This window comes from Streptomyces sp. NPDC055632 (genome assembly GCF_053618675.1).
Genome location: NZ_JBSHHY010000028.1, coordinates 1 through 20,516, shown reverse-complemented (window position 1 = coordinate 20,516; position 20,516 = coordinate 1). Strand labels below are relative to the sequence as shown.

12 protein-coding genes and 1 pseudogene are annotated in these 20,516 nt (G+C 75.5%); 8 read left to right on the top strand and 5 right to left on the bottom strand.

The window, feature by feature from the left end; genetic code table 11:
• Positions 1-46 precede the first annotated feature (46 nt).
• The 8 genes from ACWGSR_RS28370 (at position 47) to ACWGSR_RS28335 (ending at position 14,783) form a co-directional block, all read left to right on the top strand.
• Positions 47-2,599 carry a tetratricopeptide repeat protein gene (locus tag ACWGSR_RS28370; protein ID WP_453570334.1) on the top strand — a complete coding sequence of 851 codons (2,553 nt, stop codon included), beginning with the start codon at positions 47-49 and terminating at the stop codon, positions 2,597-2,599.
• Positions 2,600-2,601: 2 nt separating this feature from the next.
• The gene (locus ACWGSR_RS28365; protein ID WP_453570242.1) at positions 2,602-3,930 is read left to right on the top strand and encodes a PP2C family serine/threonine-protein phosphatase; all 1,329 of its coding nucleotides are present in this window, start codon (positions 2,602-2,604) and stop codon (positions 3,928-3,930) included.
• A gap of 55 nt (positions 3,931-3,985) precedes the next feature.
• Positions 3,986-5,302, top strand: a complete 1,317-nt coding sequence (locus tag ACWGSR_RS28360; RefSeq protein ID WP_376244254.1) for a VWA domain-containing protein — start codon at positions 3,986-3,988, stop codon at positions 5,300-5,302.
• Positions 5,303-5,343: 41 nt separating this feature from the next.
• Positions 5,344-6,663 carry an FHA domain-containing protein gene (locus ACWGSR_RS28355; protein ID WP_376244257.1) on the top strand — a complete coding sequence of 440 codons (1,320 nt, stop codon included), beginning with the start codon at positions 5,344-5,346 and terminating at the stop codon, positions 6,661-6,663.
• A gap of 83 nt (positions 6,664-6,746) precedes the next feature.
• Entirely contained in the window at positions 6,747-7,151 is a 405-nt protein-coding gene (locus ACWGSR_RS28350) for a globin (RefSeq protein ID WP_453570238.1), read from the top strand.
• A 242-nt stretch (positions 7,152-7,393) separates the two neighbouring features.
• Positions 7,394-10,756 (top strand): FtsX-like permease family protein, encoded by a 3,363-nt coding sequence (locus ACWGSR_RS28345; protein ID WP_453570235.1) that lies wholly within the window; start codon positions 7,394-7,396, stop codon positions 10,754-10,756.
• Positions 10,756-13,782, top strand: a complete 3,027-nt coding sequence (locus ACWGSR_RS28340; protein WP_453570232.1) for an FtsX-like permease family protein — start codon at positions 10,756-10,758, stop codon at positions 13,780-13,782. The genes ACWGSR_RS28345 and ACWGSR_RS28340 overlap by 1 nt, the downstream gene beginning before the upstream one ends.
• Complete coding sequence (locus ACWGSR_RS28335) at positions 13,779-14,783, top strand: ABC transporter ATP-binding protein (RefSeq protein WP_453570229.1); 1,005 nt, start codon at positions 13,779-13,781, stop codon at positions 14,781-14,783. The genes ACWGSR_RS28340 and ACWGSR_RS28335 overlap by 4 nt, the downstream gene beginning before the upstream one ends.
• 91 nt (positions 14,784-14,874) lie before the next feature.
• Here the strand turns inward: ACWGSR_RS28335 and ACWGSR_RS28330 are convergent, their stop codons facing one another.
• The 5 genes and pseudogenes from ACWGSR_RS28330 to ACWGSR_RS28310 form a co-directional block, all read right to left on the bottom strand.
• Positions 14,875-15,546, bottom strand: coding sequence for a hypothetical protein (locus ACWGSR_RS28330; RefSeq protein WP_453570226.1), 672 nt, complete (start codon positions 15,544-15,546; stop codon positions 14,875-14,877).
• Positions 15,543-15,968, bottom strand: coding sequence for an acyl-CoA thioesterase (locus tag ACWGSR_RS28325; protein ID WP_351968643.1), 426 nt, complete (start codon positions 15,966-15,968; stop codon positions 15,543-15,545). The genes ACWGSR_RS28330 and ACWGSR_RS28325 overlap by 4 nt, the downstream gene beginning before the upstream one ends.
• A 7-nt stretch (positions 15,969-15,975) precedes the next feature.
• A complete protein-coding gene (ettA, locus tag ACWGSR_RS28320; protein WP_053648792.1) occupies positions 15,976-17,640 on the bottom strand; it encodes an energy-dependent translational throttle protein EttA in 1,665 nt (554 codons plus the stop codon).
• Between the two features lie 406 nt (positions 17,641-18,046).
• The gene (locus ACWGSR_RS28315) at positions 18,047-19,516 is read right to left on the bottom strand and encodes a Cys-Gln thioester bond-forming surface protein (protein ID WP_453570222.1); all 1,470 of its coding nucleotides are present in this window, start codon (positions 19,514-19,516) and stop codon (positions 18,047-18,049) included.
• 437 nt (positions 19,517-19,953) lie between these two features.
• Positions 19,954-20,320: pseudogene (locus ACWGSR_RS28310) on the bottom strand (single-stranded DNA-binding protein); the annotation flags it as partial.
• Positions 20,321-20,516: the final 196 nt, after the last annotated feature.

Sequence of the window (20,516 nt, the reverse complement as noted above, 5' to 3'; positions counted from 1 at the left end):
CGCGGGGAACTGCCAGCGCCCTTCGTGCGAGGGCTCGTACGAGGACATGGGCGGCGGCGAGCTGTACTGCGACACCTGCGGGCTCGCGCCGGTCGTGGCGCCCGGCGGGCTGATCGGCTCGACGCCGACCGGGGTGGCCGTGCCCGGCCGGTCCTCCCGCACGGGGACGGGGACCGGCGGGCCGGACTCCGCCTCCTCGCGGAGCGGTTCGCGGGCCTCCTCGCGCGCCTCGTCCCGCTCCTCGACCTCGCGCCGGTCGGTCTCGGGGCGCCTGTCGCGCTCGCTCTCGGGGAGCTCCACGGGCCGTTCGGTGTCGGTGCGCAGCTCCGGCTCGTCGACCGGGCAGTCCGCCCGGAACCGGCTCGGCGCGGGCCTGGTCACGATCCCGGAGGTGCCGCGCCCCGACCCGCGGGGCGCGGTGATGGAGAACCCCGAGGTCCCCGAGCGGAAGCGGTTCTGCTCCCGCTCCGACTGCGGGGCCCCGGTGGGCCGGGCGCGGGGCGAACGGCCGGGCCGCACGGAGGGCTTCTGCACCAGCTGCGGGCACCCGTACTCCTTCGTGCCGAAGCTGCGTTCCGGGGACATCGTCCACGGCCAGTACGAGGTGGCGGGCTGTCTCGCGCACGGCGGTCTCGGCTGGGTGTACCTGGCCGTCGACCGGGCCGTCTCGGACCGGTGGGTCGTCCTCAAGGGCCTGCTCGACACCGGCGACCAGGACGCCATGGCGGCGGCGATCTCCGAGCGCCGCTTCCTCGCCGAGATCGAGCACTCCAACATCGTCCGGATCTACAACTTCGTCGAGCACCTCGACCAGCGGACCGGCTCCCTGGACGGCTACATCGTCATGGAGTACGTCGGCGGCAAGTCGCTCAAGGAGATCGCCAACGGGCGCCGGACGCCGGACGGACGGCGCGACCCGCTGCCGGTGGAGCAGGCCTGCGCGTACGGGATCGAAGCCCTGGAGGCGCTCGGGCACCTGCACAGCCGGAACCTGCTGTACTGCGACTTCAAGGTCGACAACGCCATACAGACCGAGGACCAGCTCAAGCTCATCGACATGGGCGCGGTCCGGCGGATGGACGACGACGAGTCGGCGATCTACGGCACCATCGGCTACCAGGCGCCGGAGGTGGCCGAGGTCGGCCCCTCGGTGGCGAGCGACCTGTACACGGTGGCGCGCACGCTCGCCGTGATGACCTTCGACTTCCAGGGCTACACGAACGTCTTCGTGGACTCGCTGCCGGACCCGGGGAACATCGCGGTCTTCCGGACGTACGAGTCGTTCTACCGCTTCCTGGTCCGCGCCACCGACCCGGACCCGGCGCGCCGGTTCGCCTCCGCGCAGGAGATGGCCGAGCAGTTGACGGGCGTGCTGCGGGAGGTGGTGGCGCTCCAGTCGGGGCGGCCCCGGCCGGCGCTCTCGACGCTGTTCGGCACGGAGGTGCGGGTCACGGACACGGAGCTGTTCGCCGAACTGACGGACGACGTGTCCCTGTTGGGGGCCCGGCGGGCCCAGCGGGTCCGGGGCGGCCGGAAGGCGCGTCCGGGGCCGGGGACCGCCGGTGCCGTGGTTTCACCGAGAGCCGGTGCCGGAGCCGGAGCCGGAGCCGTGGTTCCGCCGGGGGCGGGGGCCGGAGCCGTGGTTCCGCCGGGGGCCGGGCTCGGGGGGCTGCTCGCGCCGCTCGACACGCCCGCCACCGCGCTCGCGCTGCCCGTGCCGCACGTCTCCCCGGCCGACCCCAACGCCGGTTTCCTCGCGGGTCTGGCGGCCGCCGCGCCGGGCGAACTGCTCGGGGCGCTCCAGGCCGCGCCCGCGCCCTCCGTCGAACTGCGGCTCCGCACGCTGCGGGCCCAGCTGGAGCTGCGCGACCTGCCGGCCGCCGCCCGGACGCTCGCCGGTCTGGAGGAGCGGGACCCGGACGACTGGCGGGTCGTCTGGTACCGGGGCGTCACGTCGCTGGTGACCGGGGACCACGAGCACGCGGCGCTCGCCTTCGACGCGGTGTACGACGCCTTCCCGGGCGAGCCGGCGCCGAAGCTGGCCCTGGGGATCTGCGCCGAGGTCCTCGGCCAGCTCGACAACGCCGCCGAGTACTACCGCCTGGTGTGGGCGACCGACCCCGGTTTCGTCAGCGCGGCCTTCGGCCTCGCCCGGGTGCGGCTCGCGGCGGGCGACCGCGCCGGGGCCGTACGGACGCTGGAGTCCGTGCCGGAGGCGTCGATCCACTACACGGCGGCCCGGGTCGCGGCCGTGCGGGCGCGGCTGCGGCGGCGCCCGCCGTCCGAGCCGCTCGGCGCCGACCTGACGGCCGCCGCGGCGCAGGTCTCGGCGCTCCGGGGCTTCGGTCTGGACGCGGTGCGCCGGGAGCGGTTGTCGACGGAGGTCCTCGGAACGGCCCTCGACTGGGTACTCTCCGGGAGTCCCGGTGCGGCACCGGGCGGCGGCGCGCTGCTGCTCGGGAGCGAACTGGACGAGCGCGGACTGCGCTTCGGCCTCGAACGCTCGTACCGGGTGCTGGCCCGGCTCGCCCAGCAGGGCGGGGAAAGGATCGAACTGGTGGAGCGGGCCAACCGCTTCCGCCCCCGGACGTGGGTGTGAGGATGTCCCAGAAGCCGAAGCCGTCGCACGGACTCGCCGCCTGCCCGGGCTGCGCGGAGCCGCTGGACTCGGGTGACCGGTTCTGCGGGGCGTGCGGTTACGACCTGTCGGCCGTCCCGGCCGCCGGGGACGGTCCCGACCGCCCGACCGTGGCGATCGGCACCCCCGTGAACTGGCCGGACGCGCCGCCGCGCGAACCCGGTTCGCTCTCGACCATGACCCAGCACCCCGGTGACCTGCCGGGCACCGACTCGGGCGGCCACGACCTGCCGACCGCCGCCCCCACCGGTGACTTCGAGCTGGCGGCGCCCGATCCCCGGGCGGCCGTACGGGTCGACGATCCGGTACCGGCCCCCGCCGCCGCGCAGGCACCGGCCCCGGACCCGGCCCCGGTACGGCAGGCACCGGCGGAGGCGGCGCACGGTCCCGTGCTCTGCGTGGCCTGTCGGGCCGGGCGGGTGGACACCGACGGGTACTGCGAGAACTGCGGGCACGCGCAACCCCGCGAGCGCGACCACATGGAGCGGGAGCTCGGCGGCGTGGCCGCCGTCAGCGACCGGGGGCTGCGCCACCACCGCAACGAGGACGCGTTCGCCGTCTCCTCGACCACCCTGGCCGACGGCTCCCCCGCCACCCTCGCCGTCGTCTGCGACGGCGTCTCCTCGGCGACCCGGCCCGACGAGGCCTCCGCCGCCGCCGCGGAGGCGGCCGGCGCCGCGCTGCTCGCCGCGCTGCCCCGGGGCACGCACCCGCAGCAGGCCATGCACGAGGCGATCGTCGCCGCCTCCCGGGCCGTGAACTCCCTCGCGGAGAAGGCGGCGGACGGCGAACCCCCGCGCAACGCGCCCGCGTGCACCATCGTCGGCTCCGTCGTCGCGGACGGCCTGCTCGTCGTGGGCTGGGTCGGCGACAGCCGCGCCTACTGGGTGCCGGACGACCGCGCCGCCCCGGCCGCCCGGCTCACCGAGGACGACTCGTGGGCAGCGCAGATGGTCGCGGCGGGCCTGATGAACGAGGCCGAGGCGTACGCGGACGAGCGCGCCCACGCGATCACCGGCTGGCTCGGCGCCGACGCGTACGAACTGGACCCGCACACGGCCGCGTTCAAGCCGGACCGCTCCGGCGTGGTGGTGGTCTGCACGGACGGCCTGTGGAACTACGCGGAGGGCCCCGAGGACATGGCCCGGGTCGTCCCGGCCGACGCGGCGGACCGCCCGCTGCACGGTGCCCGGGTCCTGGTCGGGCACGCCCTGGACGGCGGGGGCCACGACAACGTCACGGTCGCGCTCGTCCCGTTCGCCGTCCCTCCCCAGGGGGCGGGACCCGCCTGAGCGGCCGCCGGTCCCGTCCTTCCAGCCCACCGCCGTTGTCCGAGGAGCCGAACAGATGGCGAACTTCTCCAAGTCGACCGTGCCCCAGTTCTCGGTGGACGTGTACCAGAACGAGTTCCTGCCGGAGGGCGGCAGGGACGTCAGCGCGATCGTCACCGTCACCTCGACCGGCGGCGGCACCGTCGGCACGGGCGCCCACGGCTCGGCCGGTGTCGTGATCATGGTCGACTGCTCCGGTTCGATGGACTACCCGGCCACCAAGATGCGCGGGGCGCGGGAGGCGACCGCCGCCGCCGTCGACACCCTGCGCGACGGCACCTCCTTCGCCGTCGTCGCCGGCACGCACGTGGCCAAGGAGGTCTACCCGGGGAACGGAGGGCTCGCCGTCGCCGACGCCCGCACCCGGGCCGAGGCCAAGGAGGCGCTGCGCCGGCTCTCCGCGAGCGGCGGCACCGCGATCGGCACCTGGCTGCGGCTCGCGGACCGGCTGCTCTCCTCCGCCGACCTCACCATCCGGCACGGCATCCTGCTCACCGACGGGCGCAACGAGCACGAGTCCCCGGAGGAGCTGCGGGCCGCGCTCGACGCCTGCGCGGGCCGCTTCACCTGCGACGCGCGCGGGGTCGGCACCGACTGGGAGGTCAAGGAGGTCACCGGGATCGCCTCGGCGCTCCTCGGCACCGCCGACATCGTCGCCGACCCGGCCGGCCTCGCGGCCGACTTCACGGCGATGATGGAGCAGGCGATGGGCAAGGGCGTGGCGGACGTCGCGCTGCGCCTGTGGACCCCGGTCGGGGTGGAGATCGCGTTCGTGAAGCAGGTGGCGCCGACCGTCGAGGACCTCACCGGGCGGCGCACGGAGGCGGGGCCGCGCGCCGGGGACTACCCGACGGGCTCGTGGGGCGACGAGTCCCGCGACTACCACGTGAGCGTGCGGGTGCCGCGGGCCGCGGTCGGCCAGGAGATGCTGGCGGCCCGGGTCTCCCTGATCGCCCCGGACCCGGCGGGCGGCGACGCCCGCCCGCTGTCTCAAGGACTGGTACGGGCGGTGTGGACGGACGACCTGGCCATGTCGACGTCGATCAACCCGCAGGTGGCGCACTACACGGGCCAGGCCGAGCTGGCGGACGCCATCAAGCAGGGACTGGATGCCCGCAAATCGGGCGATCAGGACGGCGCGACGGCCAAACTGGGCCGTGCCGTGCAGCTCGCGGCGGCCTCCGGCAACGCGGATACGGCGAAACTGCTTTCGAAGGTGGTCGACGTGGTCGACGCGGTGGCGGGTACTGTGCGTTTGAAGGCGAAGGTCGCCGAAGCGGACGAGATGACACTCGAGACCCGCTCCACGAAGACCGTTCGCGTCAAGAGGTAGCCCGGCCGCCGGGCCGGACGACGAGAGGGGGAAGCACCGACATGCCGACCTGCCCGAACGGACACCAGTCGGTCTCCGACGACTGGTGCGAGGTCTGCGGCCATCGCATGGCCGGGGCGGGTGCGCCGACGGGTGCCGTACCGCCGCCTCCCCCGCCGCCGCCCCCCGCGTACGGATATCCCGGCCCCGGCGACCACGGTCCGGGCCCCGGCGGCCCCGGTGACCACGGTCCCGGTCCCGGCCGGCCTCCGGCGGGTCCCCCGCCCGCCGCTCCCGGCGGCTTCGGCCCCGGCGGCGACCCGAACGCCACGGCCCAGGCGGAGCTGTGCCCGCAGTGCCGGACGCCGCGTGAGCACATGGCGCCGTTCTGCGAGGAGTGCCGCTGGAACTTCCTCACGAACACGGCCACCTCGTACACGCCGGTGGCCCCCTCCAACATCCCGCCGCGCCAGCCCGGACCGCCGCCCGGCCTGAACCTGCCGCCGGGCTTCCAGACCCCGCCGCCGGGGCCCCCGCAGCAGCAGGACCCGTTCGGCTACCAGGGCTCGCGGCCCTCGCAGGTGAACCGGCCGGCGGAGCCGCTCGGCGCCGAGCCCACCCACCACCAGGCACCGCCGCAGCGCCCGCAGGCGCCCCAGCAGCCCCAGGCGCCCCAGCAGCACCGGCAGCCGGAGCCGCCCCCGTACCTCCAGGCGCCCGCCCAGGCCCCGGCGCCGCCCGCGCCGCCGCAGCCGCACGCGGACGACGACTGGCTCCTGCCGCCGCCGTCGCAGCACCAGCCGCCGCAGGCGCCCCCGCAGCAGCACCAGGCACCGCAGGCACCGCCTCACCAGGCGCCCCAGCACCACCAGGGCCCGCCGCAGCCTCCCGTGCACCAGGGGCCCCCGCCGCAGCAGCACCAGGCCCCCCAGCAGCACCAGGCGCCGCCGCAGCAGTTCCAGCAGCCGCAGGCGCACCGGAGCTGGAGCGCGGTCATCGGCCCGGACCGCGCGTACTTCATGGCGATGATGCAGCGCAGCGGCCCGGAGGCCACGGGCCTGAACCTGCCCGCGTACTCCCCGGACAAGCACCTGCCGCTCCAGGGCAACCAGGTCTCCATCGGCCGCCGCCGGCACTCCACCGGCGAGTCCCCCGACATCGACCTGTCGGTGCCGCCGGAGGACCCGGGCGTCTCGCACCAGCACGCGGTCCTGGTGCAGCAGCCGGACGGCTCGTGGGCGGTGGTGGACCAGAACTCCACCAACGGCACCACGATCAACGGCGGCGAGGAGCCGATCCAGCCCTACGTCCCCGTCCAGCTCCAGGACGGCGACCGGGTGCACGTCGGCGCCTGGACCACGATCACGATCCGCCTGGGCTGACCCCGCGACGACCGGGGGCCGGGGCCGGGACCGGGGGTCCTAGACCTCCGGTCCTCGGCCGGGGCATCTGAGACGATGGAGCGGTGAGCGAGATTCCCGGGGAAACGGCACAGGAGCAGACCTTCTACGAGCAGGTCGGCGGCGAGGAGACGTTCCGCCGTCTCGTCCACCGCTTCTACGAGGGCGTCGCGGAAGACCCGCTGCTGCGCCCGATGTACCCCGAGGAGGACCTCGGCCCCGCCGAGGAGCGCTTCGCCCTCTTCCTGATCCAGTACTGGGGCGGGCCCCGCACCTACAGCGACCGCCGGGGCCACCCCCGCCTCCGGATGCGCCACGCCCCGTTCGTCGTCGACCGGGCGGCCCACGACGCCTGGCTCCGCCACATGCGGGCCGCCCTGGACGAGCTCGGCCTCGCGCCCGAGTACGAGGCGGAGCTCTGGCGGTACTTCACCTACGCCGCCGCCTCGATGGTGAACACGGCCGGCTGACCACGCCGCCGGAGGCGCCCCGTGTCCGTTCGGGCACGTCCGCGGGTGCGTCCGGGCAACCCCGCCGCACGGAAGGGCGCATTCCGGAGCCGGAACACCGGATAACGGTCACGATCGGATCAAGGTGGCCCCGCAAGCGGTTTCCAGCCGTGCGTGCCCTCTGAAAGCATCCGGAAGAAGTTCCGGTGGCGTTCGAAGAGCGTTCGACGCGCGCACCGTGATCAGGGCGGCCAGGGGGACGGGTGACGGGGTTCGTATTTCTGCGTGTCAGGGCGCACCGGCTGCTGCTCGCCGCCGCGCTGCTCTCCGTGCTCCTGACCACCTCGGTCCTCGCCACCCTCGCCGCCCTCTCCGGCGCGATCGGGGACGCCGCGCTCCAGGCGGGTCTGCGCGGCCGGTCCGCGGCCGCCGCCTCGCTCCTGGTCGGCGGCCAGGTGCCCGCCGAGAAGCGGGCCGGAGCCGACGCCGCCGTGCGCGACGGGATGCGGAGGTCCTTCGACGGGCTGCCGGTGACCGTGCGACGGCTCGAACGCTCGGGGCCGTACGCGCTGCCCCGTAGCCTCCAGTCCGCCGCCGCCCGCGAGGGCGAACCCGACCTCACCCACTTCGCCGCGCTCGACCGCTCGCGGCTCTCCCTCGCCCGGGGCTCCTGGCCCACGGCCGCCCGGCCCGGCGGCACGGTCGAGACCGCGCTGCCCGAGGAGGCGGCCCGGCGCCTCAAGGTCGGCCCCGGCACCGTCCTCGACCTCACCGACCGGCTCACCGACCGGAGGGTGAAGGCCCGGATCACCGGCGTCTACCGGCCCGTGGACACCTCCGACCTGTACTGGCAGCTCGACCAGGCCGGCGGCCGGGGCGTGCGGACGGTCGCGTTCACGACGTACGGGCCGCTGCTCGCCGACCCGGCCGTCCTCGCCTCCGGGGCGCTGAGCCACGGCGACACCTCCTGGCTCGGCACCGCCGACTTCACCGGCTTCACCACGGACCGGATGGACGCCCTGCGCGCCGCCGCGACCGAGGGCCCGAAGGCCCTGGCCGAGAACCGGACCGCGTTCGGCGCGACGGTCTCGGCGACCACCGCGCTGCCCGCCGTCCTGGACCGGACCGGGCGGGCCCTGCTCGTCTCCCGCTCCACCCTGCTGATCGTCGCCGTGCAGCTCGTGCTGCTCGCCGCGTACGCGCTGCTGCTCGTCGCCCGGCTGCTCAGCACCGAGCGCTCCGGCGAGACGGCCCTGCTGCGGGCGCGCGGCGGCTCGCGGCGCCGGATCGCCGGGCTCGCCGCCGCCGAGGCGCTGCTGCTCGCCCTGCCGGCGGCGCTCGCCGCCCCGCTCCTGTCCGGCCCGCTGACCGGGCTCTTCGCCGAGCGGTCCGCGCTCTCCTCGCTCGGGGTCCGGCTCGACACCTCGCCCTCGCTCCAGGTGTGGCTGGTCGCCGCCGTGGTGGCGCTGTGCTGCGCGGCGGCCGTCGTGGCGCCCGCACTCGCCGCCGGGGACGGCGCGGCCGTCTCGCTGCGCAAGGCCCGCTCGGCCTCGCTGCCGGGCCCGGTGCGGGCCGGGGCGGACCTCGGGCTGCTCGCCGTCGCCGCCGTCGCGTACTGGCAGCTCCAGCGGCCCGCCGCCGCGGGCGGCACCCTCGGCGCGGACGGGGGCGGCGGGGGCTCGATCGACCCGGTGCTCGTCGCCGCGCCCGCCCTCGCCCTGCTCGCCGGGACCGTCCTGACGCTGCGGCTGCTGCCGCCCGCCGCCAAGCTGGCCGAGCGGCGTGCGGCCGGCGGGCGCGGACTGTCCGCCGCCCTCGCCGGCTGGCAGTTCAGCCGCCGGCCGCTGCGGGGCGCGGGCCCCGTCCTCCTGCTCGTCCTGGCCGTGGCGATGGGCATGCTGGCCATCGGGCAGAGCGGCTCGTGGGAGCGTTCGCAGCGCGACCAGGCCGACTTCAGGACCGGGACGGACGTCCGCGTCCTGAGCCCCGGGCCCGGCGAGCCCACGCAGACCGAGCGGCTCGCCGCCGTGCCGGGCGTCGCGGCCGTGGCGCCCGTGCACCGCACCACCATGGACGTCTCCGGCCGGAACGCCACCGTCCTCGCCGTCGACACCCGCGACGCCGCGGGCGGTCTGCTGCTGCGCCCCGACCTCGCCGGGACCACGGCCCCGGCCCTGCTCGCCCCGCTGGCCCCGGCGGCCGGCCCCCGCCCCGGGCTCGCGCTGCCCGCCGGGACCCGGACGCTCGCCGTGGACCTGCGGGCCGCCGCGCCGGAGGGCAGCGGGGCCTCCCGGGTCACGGCCGTCCTGGAGGACCCGAGCGGCGTCCCGTACCGGCAGACCCTGGGCACGCTGCCCTCCGACGACCGCGTCCACCGGCTGGCCCTGGACCTCGGCGCCCTCACCGCCGCGCCCGGCGGCGACGCGGGCCGCGGCTCCGGCGGCCTGCTCACCCTCACCGGCCTGGAGTTCGACGGCGTGATCGCCACGGGCCCGCACCACACCCGCACCGTCCGCGTCGAGGGCCTCGCCACCACCGGGGCGGACGGCGGCACGCGGACGCTCTCCCCCGCGAAGGTCCTCGGCGGCTGGTCGTCCGGCGTCGAGCAGACCGAGAGCGGCGCGGGACGGAAGGGCGGCAACGCGGGCGGCAACCCCGGCCCGGCCGGGCCCGGCGGATCCGCGCCGTACTCCGTCTCGTTCGGGGTGCGGGGCGCCGAGGCCGGCAACCTCCGCGCGGCGCCGGAGGAGTACGCCCTGCGGATGGCGGCCCCCGCGCCGAAGCCGCCCGAGCGGCTGCCGGCCGTGGCCACCGGGGCCTTCATGACGGCGACCGGCGCCGAGCCGGGCGACACCGTCGAGGTCACCCTCGACGGCCGGCGGGTCCGCGTCGTCGTCGACCGGGTGGTCGAGGAGCTGCCGACCACCGGTCCGGCCGCCCCCACGGCCTCCGCCGGCGCGTCGGCGACCGCCCCGGCGGACGGCGGCGCGCTCCTCCTCGACCTGGTCACCGTCAACCGGTACCTGGCCGGGTCCGGCGACGGGACCCTGTCCGTGCCGGCCACCGAGTGGTGGCTGACCACCGCCCCGGGGAGGACGGCCGAGGTCGCCACCGCCCTGCGGGCCCGCCCCGACGCGGACCCGACCCAGGTCCTCGTGCGCGACGAGATCGCCGCCGAACTCCTCGGCGACCCGCTCGGCGCGGGCCCCAACGCGGCCCTGATGGCGGTGGCCGCGGCCGCCGCCGCGCTCGCCGCCGTCGGCTTCGCGGTCGGCTCGGCCGGCGCGATGCGGGAGCGGTCCGCCGAGTTCGGGGTGCTGCGGGCGCTCGGCACGCCGCAGCGCCGGCTCGCCCGGCTGATCGCCGCCGAACAGGGGCTGCTCATCGGCATCGGCCTGCTCGTCGGCACCGGGCTCGGCACGGTCCTGGCCCGGGCCGTCGTCCCGCTCGTCGTCCTCACCGGCCAGGCCGCCCGGCCCGTCCCGCCGGTCCTGGTCGAACTGCCCCTCGGCCAGGTCGCCCTGCTGCTCGCGGGGGTCGCCGCGCTCCCCCTGGCCATCGTCGCCACGATCGCCCTGCGCCGCACGGACCCGGTCGTGACCCTGCGCCACCAGGGGGCGAGCTGATGCCGGCGCAGGACGAGCACGGGACGCCGGACGGGGTCCGGGGCCCCGACGCGGACGAGACGCCGACGCCGGGCGCCCCCGGACCCCTCGACCGGGCCCCGGACGAGACGCCCGCCGCCCCAGGCGGGGGCGGCACCCACCAGCCCGACGTACGCAGGAAGGCCCCCGACATGCCGCCCTCCCGGCCCGACGAGCCTTCCGGGCGCGGCCGCCCCTCCGGGACCGGGCGTCCCGCGCCGCCCGGCAGGCCCGCCCCCGTCGTGGCCCCCTGGGTGCGGACCCGGTTGCGGACCGCGCCCCGGGCCGCCGCGGCGCTCGCGCTGCTCGTCCTGGTCACCGCCTACCTCGCGGCGGCGCTGCCGCGGGCCGTCGACCGGTACGAGACGGAGGGCCTCCGGCACGACGTCGCGACCGCCGCACCCCGCGACAGCGTCCTCGAACTGAACGCGCCGCTGCCCGTCACCACCGCGGCCGAGTACGGGGCGAACCTGACCTCCGCGGCCCTCCGGAAGCGGAGCGAAGCGCTGCGGGCCCTGCTGCCCGACCCGATCCGGACCGACCCGGCGCAGGCCGTCCACGGCGTCCGCACGATCGACCGGGTCGAGGGGCTGGACCCCTGGCTGCCCCGGCCCGACGGGCTCTCCCCGCAGTTCGTGCTCTCCTCGCCCTCCGACCTGACCCGCCACGCGACGCTCCGGCAGGGCCGGCCCGCCGGGGGCACCGCCCTCCGTCCGGAGGCGGTCGTGACCGCGAAGACCGCCGAGGCCCTGCGCCTGAAGCCCGGCTCGGTCGTGCACGTGCCGAGCCTGAGCGGTGAGCCGCTCGCCGTCACGGTCACCGGCGTCGTGGAGCCGCGCGGCCCCGAGACCGCCTACTGGGCGGTGGAGCCGCTGCTGCGGACCCCCGCGCTCGCCCCGCTGGTCGAGGAGGAGGTGAAGTACTACTGGCAGGCGGCCCTCCTCCTCTCCCCCTCCTCGGCGTCCTCGGTGCTCGCCACCGTCGGCGAGAAGGAGGTCTTCTTCCGGTTCGTGCCGACGGCCGGCCACCTCACCGGACGGGACACCGACCGGCTCTCCGCCGCCCTCGCCTCCGCCGACGGCGGCCCCGACCTGGTCAGGATGCGCGAGGCCATGGGCGGCAACGGCGCCCTCACCACCGGTCTCGACGAGATCGTCGACGCGTACCGCTCGATGCGCGACGCGATCGCCCCGGTCGTGGCCGTCGCCGTCTTCGGGATCGGCGCGGTCGCGGCCGTCGTCCTCGCCATGACCGGCGGCCTCTTCACCGCCCGCCGCGACGGCGAACTCGCGCTGCTCCGCTCCCGGGGCGCCTCCCTCACCGGCATCGGGCTTCGGCTGCTCGGCGAGACCTCGGCGGTCGCCGTGCCCGCCGCCGCACTCGCCCTGGGCCTCGCGGTCCTGACGGTCCGCCCGCCCGGCGGAGGGCCGGGAGGGGCCGACGGGATCCCCCTCGGCCCCTCCCTCCTCGCCGCCTCCGCCGTCGCCCTGGTCGCGATGCTCGTCCTGCCGCTGCGGGCGGTCGTCCTGCACCGGCGCCCCCGGCTGCACGGCGGCCGCGACGACCTGCTGACCGCGCGCCCCTCCCGGCGCCGCACGGTCCTCGAACTCACCCTGCTCGTCCTGGCCGTGGGCGCGGTCGCCTCGCTGCGGCTGCGCGGCGCGGGCGACTCCGGCGACCACCTGGTGAGCGCCGCCCCCGTCCTGGTCGGCCTGATCGCCGCCATGGTGCTCGTACGGGTCTATCCGCTGCCGCTGCGGTGGCTGGCCCGCCCGGCCCGGCGGCTGCGCGGGGCCGTCGGTCCGCTGGCACTGGCCCGCGCCGGCCGCTCGTCCTCGACCGGCATGCTCCCGCTGCTCGCCCTCGTCCTCGCGCTGACCACGGCGGCCTTCGGCGGCTCCGTCCTCGCGGGCGTCGCCGACGCCCGCGACCGGGCCGCGCTCCTGGCGACCGGCGCGGACGCCCGGATCGACGGCTCGGCCGAGTGGACCCCGCTGCCGGCGGGCCTCGCCGAGGACGTGCGCGGCACGGCGGGGGTGCGGGACCTGGCGCCGGTGCAGATCGAGTACGGGGTGGACCTGCCGTCCCACGAGGGCACCACCGCCCGGGCGATGAGCGCGCCGCTCGTGGGCGTCGACCCCGCCTCGTACGCCCGCCTTGCGGAGCGGACCGGCTTCGGCGCGTTCCCGGCGGAGCTGCTGGCCTCGACGGGGAAGGGCGGGGAGGGCACCACGGGCGACACCGGCCGGGTGCTGCCCGCGATCGCCTCGCCGTCGGTGGCCGAGCGGCTCGGCCGCGAGCCGATGGAGGTCGTGGCGGCGGCCGGGACGTTCAGGGTGAAGGTGGTCGGCGTCCGGCCGGCCACCCCGGCCCTGCCCGGCGAGGACTTCCTCCTCGTCAACGGCGCCGACCTCACCCGCCGGGCGGCCACCGCGCTGCTCGTCACGGGACCGGTGGACGGGGCCGCGCTGCGGGGCGCCGTGCGGGAGCGGTCGGACGCCTTCGTGGTGAGGCTGCGGAGCGAGGAGCGGGCCACGTACGTGGACTCGCCGCTCCAGACGGGCGCCGAGCGGATCTACCTGGGCGCGATCGGCGCGGGCGCCGGCTACGCCGTGGTGGCCGTGCTGCTCTCGCTCGCGCAGAGCGCTCCGGAGCGGAACGCCCTGCTCGCCCGGCTGCGGACGATGGGCCTGACCAGGAAGCAGGGGCGGCGGCTGCTCGGTCTGGAGGCGCTGCCGCAGGCGGTCCTCGCGGCGCTGGGCGGCGTGCTGGTGGGCTGGGCGACGGTGCCGCTGCTCGCGCCGGGCATCGACCTGTTCCGGCTGGCGCTCGCGACGGCCCCGGGCCTCGCCCGGCTCGACGGCGCCCCGCTGCGGGCGGACCCGTGGTCGCTGCTCGTCCCGGCCCTCGCCGTCGTGCTCCTGACGGCCCTCGCGGCGGTCGGGCAGGCCTGGTGGGCGGGGCGCAGGGGCTCGATCAAGGAACTCAGGGCAGGAGACGCACGATGACGGAGACCGGGATCCGGGACGGGGCGGCGGGAGCCGGGGCGGCGGAGGCCGGTTCGGCCGGGGCCGCGACCCTCGAAGAGCTGGAGCGGCGGGCGACGGCGCGGCGCGACCGGCCCTCGTACGGCCATGACGCGCTCATCGCCTGCGACCGGCTCGTCCGCATCTTCACCACGGACGGGGTGGAGGTGCAGGCGCTCCAGGGCCTCGACCTCCTCGTGAAGGAGGGCGAGCTGATGGCCCTGGTCGGCGCGTCGGGCTCCGGCAAGTCGACGCTGATGAACATCCTGGCGGGCCTGGACGTGCCGACCGCCGGCGCGGCGCGGGTCGCGGGGTGCGACCTGCTCGCGATGGACGGGAAGGCGCGGCTGCGCTACCGGCGCGAGGTCGTCGGCTTCGTCTGGCAGCAGACCGCCCGCAACCTGTTCCCCTATCTGACGGCCGCACAGAACGTGGCGCTCCCCATGCAGTTGCGGGGCCGGTCGAAGGCGCGGCAGAAGACGGAGCGGGCGGAGGAGCTGCTCGCGATGCTGGGCATCGCGGAGATCCGCGACCGGCGGCCGCACCAGCTCTCCGGCGGCCAGCAGCAACGGGTGGCCATCGCGGTGGCCCTGGCCAACAACCCGGCCGTGCTCCTCGCCGACGAGCCGACCGGCGAACTGGACTCCGCCACCGGCGAGCAGGTCTTCGCGGCCTTCCGCCGCGCCAACGAGGAGCTGGGCACGACGATCGTGATCGTCACCCACGACCAGGCGGTCGCCTCCGAGGTGCGCCGCACGGTCGCCATCCGCGACGGCCGCACCTCCTCGGAGGTGCTGCGCCGCACGGAGGTCGACGACCAGGGACAGGAGTCGCTGGTGGCCCGGGAGTACGCGATGCTCGACCGCGCGGGCCGCCTCCAGCTCCCGGCGGAGTACACCAAGGCGCTCGGGATGGAGCACCGGGTGGCCCTGGAGCTGGAGCAGGACCACATCGGGGTCTGGCCGGACGACGCGGAGCGCTGAGGGACCGAGGGGCGGGCCCGGGGCGGTACCGGTTTCGAGGGCCCGGGGCCAGGGGCGGTGCGGGCCTGCCGGCCGGAGCCGGGGCCGCCGGTCAGCGCCCCGGCGCCACCGGCAGGGCCATCGGCACGGTGCGCAGGGCGACGGAGCCGTACGGGGTGCGCAGGCGCAGCCAGGGGCCCGAGGCGAACAGCGCGACCGGGCCCTCCTCCGCCCCGGCGGGCGGCAGGAAGCCGAGGGACTGGGCGGCGTGGACGGCCCGCAGGGGCAGTCCGGTGGCGCCGAGGGTCCTGGACCAGATCTCGCGGCCGATCCGGTCGCGCTCGGCGCGGGTGCGCCGCTCCTCGGGCAGTTCCTCGTCCCGGGCGCGGAACTCGGCGACGGCCGCCGCGACCGCGCCCCGCATCTCGGCGGCGCCGGGGAGGCCCTCGACCGGCCGCCAGCCGGAGCGCGGCGGCAGCACGCCCGCCCAGGGCGGCCCGGTCACGGCGTCGGGAACGACCGCCTTGCCCGCCGTCTCCTCGATGCCGTCGAGGAGTTCGCCGGCGGAGACGGTGACGTCGAGGTCCACGGCGTCGACGAGCCGGGCCGTGCGGATCGCGAGCACCTCGAACGACGGCGGCCGTCCGAAGACGGCCAGCGCCCCGCCGCCCGCCTGGAGGCGGACGGCGGCGGCCCGGTCGTAGTGGACGAGCCGGGCGAGGAAGGCGGCGAGGGCCGCCGCCTCCCGGGCGTCGGCGAAGTGCAGCGGCGCGAGGACGGTCATGCGGCGGCGGTCATCCCGTCGTCCACGTACTCCTCCAGGAAGGCGCGCTCCTCGGCGCTGATCCGCCGGGGCCGCTGCGCCTCCAGGTCGAAGGGCACGACGACCGTGGACGCCCGTACGTACACGGTGTCGGGGTCCTTGATCTCGTACGCGATCGTCAGCGACGCCGCGCCTATCTTCGTGACCCACGACTCGACGGTCACCGGCTCGTGCCGGTGGACCAGCGGCCGCACGTAGTCGATCTCGTGCCGGGCCACGACGGACCCGCCGGAGAACGACGGGGAGCCGTTCCCCGGCGCCAGGCGGAACATGAAGTCGATCCGCGCCTCTTCCAGGTACCGCAGGAAGACGACGTTGTTGACGTGCCCGAAGGCGTCCATGTCCGACCAGCGCAGGGGGCAGCTGTAGATGTGCCTCGCCATGGGACCGTCAGCCCCGGGTCAGCTTCTTGTGGGTGGCGCGGTGCGGACGGGTCGCGTCCGGGCCGAGCCGCTCGACCTTGTTCTTCTCGTACGACTCGAAGTTGCCCTCGAACCAGAACCACTTGGAGTCGCCCTCGTACGCCAGGATGTGCGTGGCGACCCGGTCGAGGAACCAGCGGTCGTGGGAGACGACCACGGCGCAGCCGGGGAAGTCGAGGAGCGCGTTCTCCAGGGAGGACAGGGTCTCGACGTCGAGGTCGTTGGTGGGCTCGTCGAGGAGCAGCAGGTTGCCGCCCTGCTTGAGGGTGAGCGCGAGGTTGAGGCGGTTGCGCTCACCGCCGGAGAGCACGCCGGCCGGCTTCTGCTGGTCCGGGCCCTTGAAGCCGAACGCGGAGACGTAGGCGCGGGACGGCATCTCGACCTGGCCGACGTTGATGTAGTCCAGCTCGTCGGAGACGACGGCCCACAGCGTCTTCTTCGGGTCGATGTTGGAGCGGCCCTGGTCGACGTAGGAGATCTTGACGGTCTCGCCGACGCGGATGTCTCCGGAGTCGGGCTTCTCGAAGCCCTGGATCATCTTGAAGAGCGTGGTCTTGCCGGCGCCGTTCGGGCCGATGATGCCGACGATGCCGTTGCGCGGCAGGGTGAAGCTGAGGTCGTCGATGAGGACCTTGTCGCCGAAGGCCTTGGAGAGGTTGTTGACCTCGACGACGACGGAGCCCAGGCGCGGGCCCGGCGGGATCTGGATCTCCTCGAAGTCCAGCTTCCGCATCTTGTCGGCCTCGGCGGCCATCTCCTCGTAGCGGGCGAGGCGGGCCTTGGACTTGGCCTGGCGGCCCTTGGCGTTGGAGCGGACCCACTCCAGCTCTTCCTTGAGGCGCTTCTGGCGCTTCTCGTCCTTGCGGCCCTCGACCTTGAGGCGCTCGGCCTTCTTCTCCAGGTAGGTCGAGTAGTTGCCCTCGTACGGGTGGGCGCGGCCGCGGTCGAGCTCCAGGATCCACTCGGCGACGTTGTCGAGGAAGTACCGGTCGTGGGTGATGGCCACGACGGTGCCCTTGTACTGGGCGAGGTGCTGCTCCAGCCAGTTCACGGACTCGGCGTCGAGGTGGTTGGTGGGCTCGTCGAGCAGCAGGAGGTCGGGGGCCTCCAGGAGCAGCTTGCAGAGCGCGACGCGGCGCTTCTCGCCGCCGGAGAGGTTGCCGACCGGCCAGTCGCCGGGCGGGCAGCCCAGGGCGTCCATGGCCTGCTCCAGCTGGGCGTCCAGGTCCCACGCGTTGGCGTGGTCCAGGTCGTCCTGGAGCTTGCCCATCTCCTCCATGAGCTCGTCGGTGTAGTTCGTCGCCATCTCCTCGGCGATCGCGTTGAACCGGTTGAGCTTGCCCTTGACCTCGGCGACGCCGTCCTCGACGTTCTCCAGGACCGTCTTGGACTCGTCGAGCTTCGGCTCCTGCATGAGGATGCCGACCGAGTACCCAGGCGACAGGAAGGCATCGCCGTTGGAGGGCTGCTCCAGGCCGGCCATGATCTTCAGCACGGTGGACTTACCGGCGCCGTTCGGGCCGACCACACCGATCTTCGCACCGGGCAGGAAGCTCAGCGTCACGTCATCGAGGATGACCTTGTCGCCGTGCGCCTTGCGCGTCTTGCGCATGGTGTAGATGTACTCAGCCAAGAGAAACCGTCCGGCAAGGAGTGAGTGGGCAGATACACCCATCTTGCCTGACCGCCGCCCCCGGGCGGAAACCGGTAAGCCCGCCGGCGGGGGCGCTCGGGGGCGGGCGCCGGGCGCGGGAGGGGCGGTACGGAGGGTTTTCGGCCTCCGGACGTGCGACGACCCCGGCCGCGGGCGCGGTCCGGGGTCACGCGGGATCACGGGGCGGGCGCCGTGTGACGCACATCACGCTGCGGGGTCGGGGAGCGGGCGCGGAGTCGGGTGCCGGGTGCCGGGCGGGGGTCGGGTGCCGGGCGGGGTCGGGCGCCGGGCCGGCGCCGGGTGCAGGGCCCGGCATCGGGTGCGGGGCCCGGCACCGGGTGCGGGGCCCGGCATCGGGTGCGGGGCCCGGCACCGGGGCCTCGGATCAGTCGTCGGTCGTCTTCTTCTTGCGGAGGAGGAACATCGCGCCGCCGCCGACCACGACGAGCACGGCGGCGATGCCGGCGATCACCGGGGTGGCGCCGGAGCCGCCGGTCGCGGCGAGGTCTCCGCCGCCGATGGCGGTGCCGGCGCCGCCGCCCGCGGTGTCACCGCCGGTGGTGCCGCCCGTGGCGCCCGTGGCGCCCTTGACGGACGGGGCGGGAGCCGGGGTGGAGGGCGTCGCGCCGGGGGTGGGCGCGGAGGGCTTCGGCTCGGGAGCGGCCGTGTCGCAGTCCAGGACGCCCTCGAAGGTCTGCTCGAAGCCGTTCGGGCCGGTGAGGGTGAACTTGTACGCCTCGTCCTCGGCGAGCCCGACCGGAACGGTCTTGGTCTCGCCGGCGGCGACCGTGTGGGTGGTGCCCTTCAGTTCGAAGGTCCAGTCCTCGTCGCCCTTGTTGGAGGCGAGGACCTCCAGGCCGCCCTCGGCGCAGTCCTTGGCGACCGTGACGGCCGGGACGGCGCCCTTCTCGGCCCAGGTCGCGGCGGCCTCGGCGGTGACGGTGGAGCTGCTGGAGCCGGCCAGGACCATGGTCTGGCTCCTCTCCCTGACGCTGACGAAGGCGCGGCCGAGCGGAACCTTCGTGGTGGCCTCGGCCCTGATCCCGGCCGTGCCGTCCTCGGTCCCCCGCGGCACGTCGACGAAGACCTCGGCGCCGTCCCGGGCCCCGGTGACCGGCTTGCCGTCCTTGTCGACGACGCCGGTGCCGGCCGGGGCGCCGGGGACCACGGAGAGGGTGGCCTCGGCGGCGTTGGTGGAGACCTTGATCGGGCCGAGCCTGTCGCCGGCCCTGCCGGAGACGGAGGCCGGGGACAGACTGAGGGAGGACTTGGGCTCCCGCGCCTTGACGGCCTTGCCGAACAGGTACTCGGTCACCTTCCGCGCGTTCCCGTCGACCGGCGTCGCGTCGACCTTGTCCGAGTAGCGCCAGATCGCGGCCTGCGTGGCGGCGGCGGCGGTCTCCCGGGTCAGGCCCTTGACGCCGGCCTTCTCGCCGAGGGCGGCGACCGGGATGTTCGGGTAGGAGTTCTCCAGGATCCAGAGGATCTTGCCCGCGTCGGGGTTGTCGTGGAGGGACGACTGGTCCCAGCCGACCTCCTTGTACTCCTTGTCCTCGTAGGCGTTGGTCCGGAAGTCGATGCAGTAGGTCTGGAGGTTTCCGCCGTTCTCGACCTTCATCTCGAAGAGGCCGCCGCTCTTCTCCCAGACGCGTTGCTCGCCGTCGACCTTCTCGGTGACCCTCACCTTGGCGGAGATCTTCAGCCGGCCGAGCACGGTGGAGGCGCCGCCGTTGTCGGCCGGGCCCTTCGCGGCGGCGGAGCCCGCGACGCCCGTCACACCGGCGGCGACGAGCCCCGAGACCAGAGCGGCGGCGGCGAGGCGACGTACGACGTCCCGCCCACGAACTGAAAACATCCGATTCCCCTCCGGGCGAGCCGCTCCGCGAACAGCGTTGTTCCGTGCGGGAGGAGCGCGCGCCGACAGACTCACAGACTCGATGGGCTCACGTGCCACATGAGTACCCGGGAATCCTAGGGACGCGAAAGAGCCGGGTGCCCGGCCGTATGGTCAGGCAACCATTCCGTCTCGGAATCGTTATCACGCGGCACGAGTTGGTCGACAAGTCGCCATGACGGAACGTCAGGAAGCGGTTACCAGCCGGCCTTCGACGTTCGTTTCCTCGCCTTTTCCTCCGATTCCCGCCCCCGAAGCCGCTGTTTCCGCCGCCCCTCGCGCCTCCTCCTCCGCTTCGGCCACGGCCTCCGCCACCGCCTCCGTCCAGGGGTCCGCTTCCGGCGCCGGCCCGAGCGCGGGCCCGTCGCCGGGGTGCGGCCCCAGGTCCGGTCGCGCCCGGGACTCGGCCCGCGCCGCGCGCCGGAAGGCCGCCGTCCCCCGGGTCAGGTCGTGGCCCACCGCCAGCGCGTCCACGTCCACGAAGGTCTTGCGCTGCCCGTCGCGCTCGTCCTCCCGGACCCGCAACCGGCCGTGCACCACCAGCGGTTCCCCGACCGAGACCGAGGCCGCGAGGTTGGCCCCCAGGGAGCGCCAGGCCGAGACCGTGTAGAAGCTGGTGTTCCCGTCGGACCAGAGGTTCCGCTCCCGGTCCCAGCGGCGCGCGGTCACCGCGAACCGGAACCGGGCCACCCCGCCCGTCACCGTCTCCCGGTACTCCACCGCCGTCGCCACGTTGCCGACGAGCGTCACGGTCGTGTCGTTCATGGTCCCGCCCCCATCCGTCTCCGCCGGACGCCCTTCGGCCGGGCGCCCTTCGGTCCTCATGGTGGGGCGGGCCGGCGAACCCCGCCGGAGCCTGTGGAAAACCCTGCGGCAGCGGACGACCGCCTTACCCGGAAGGGTGAAGACAGGGGGGAGGGAAGAGAGGCCCGGGGCGGTGCGGGGGGGGCTCCCCGCACCG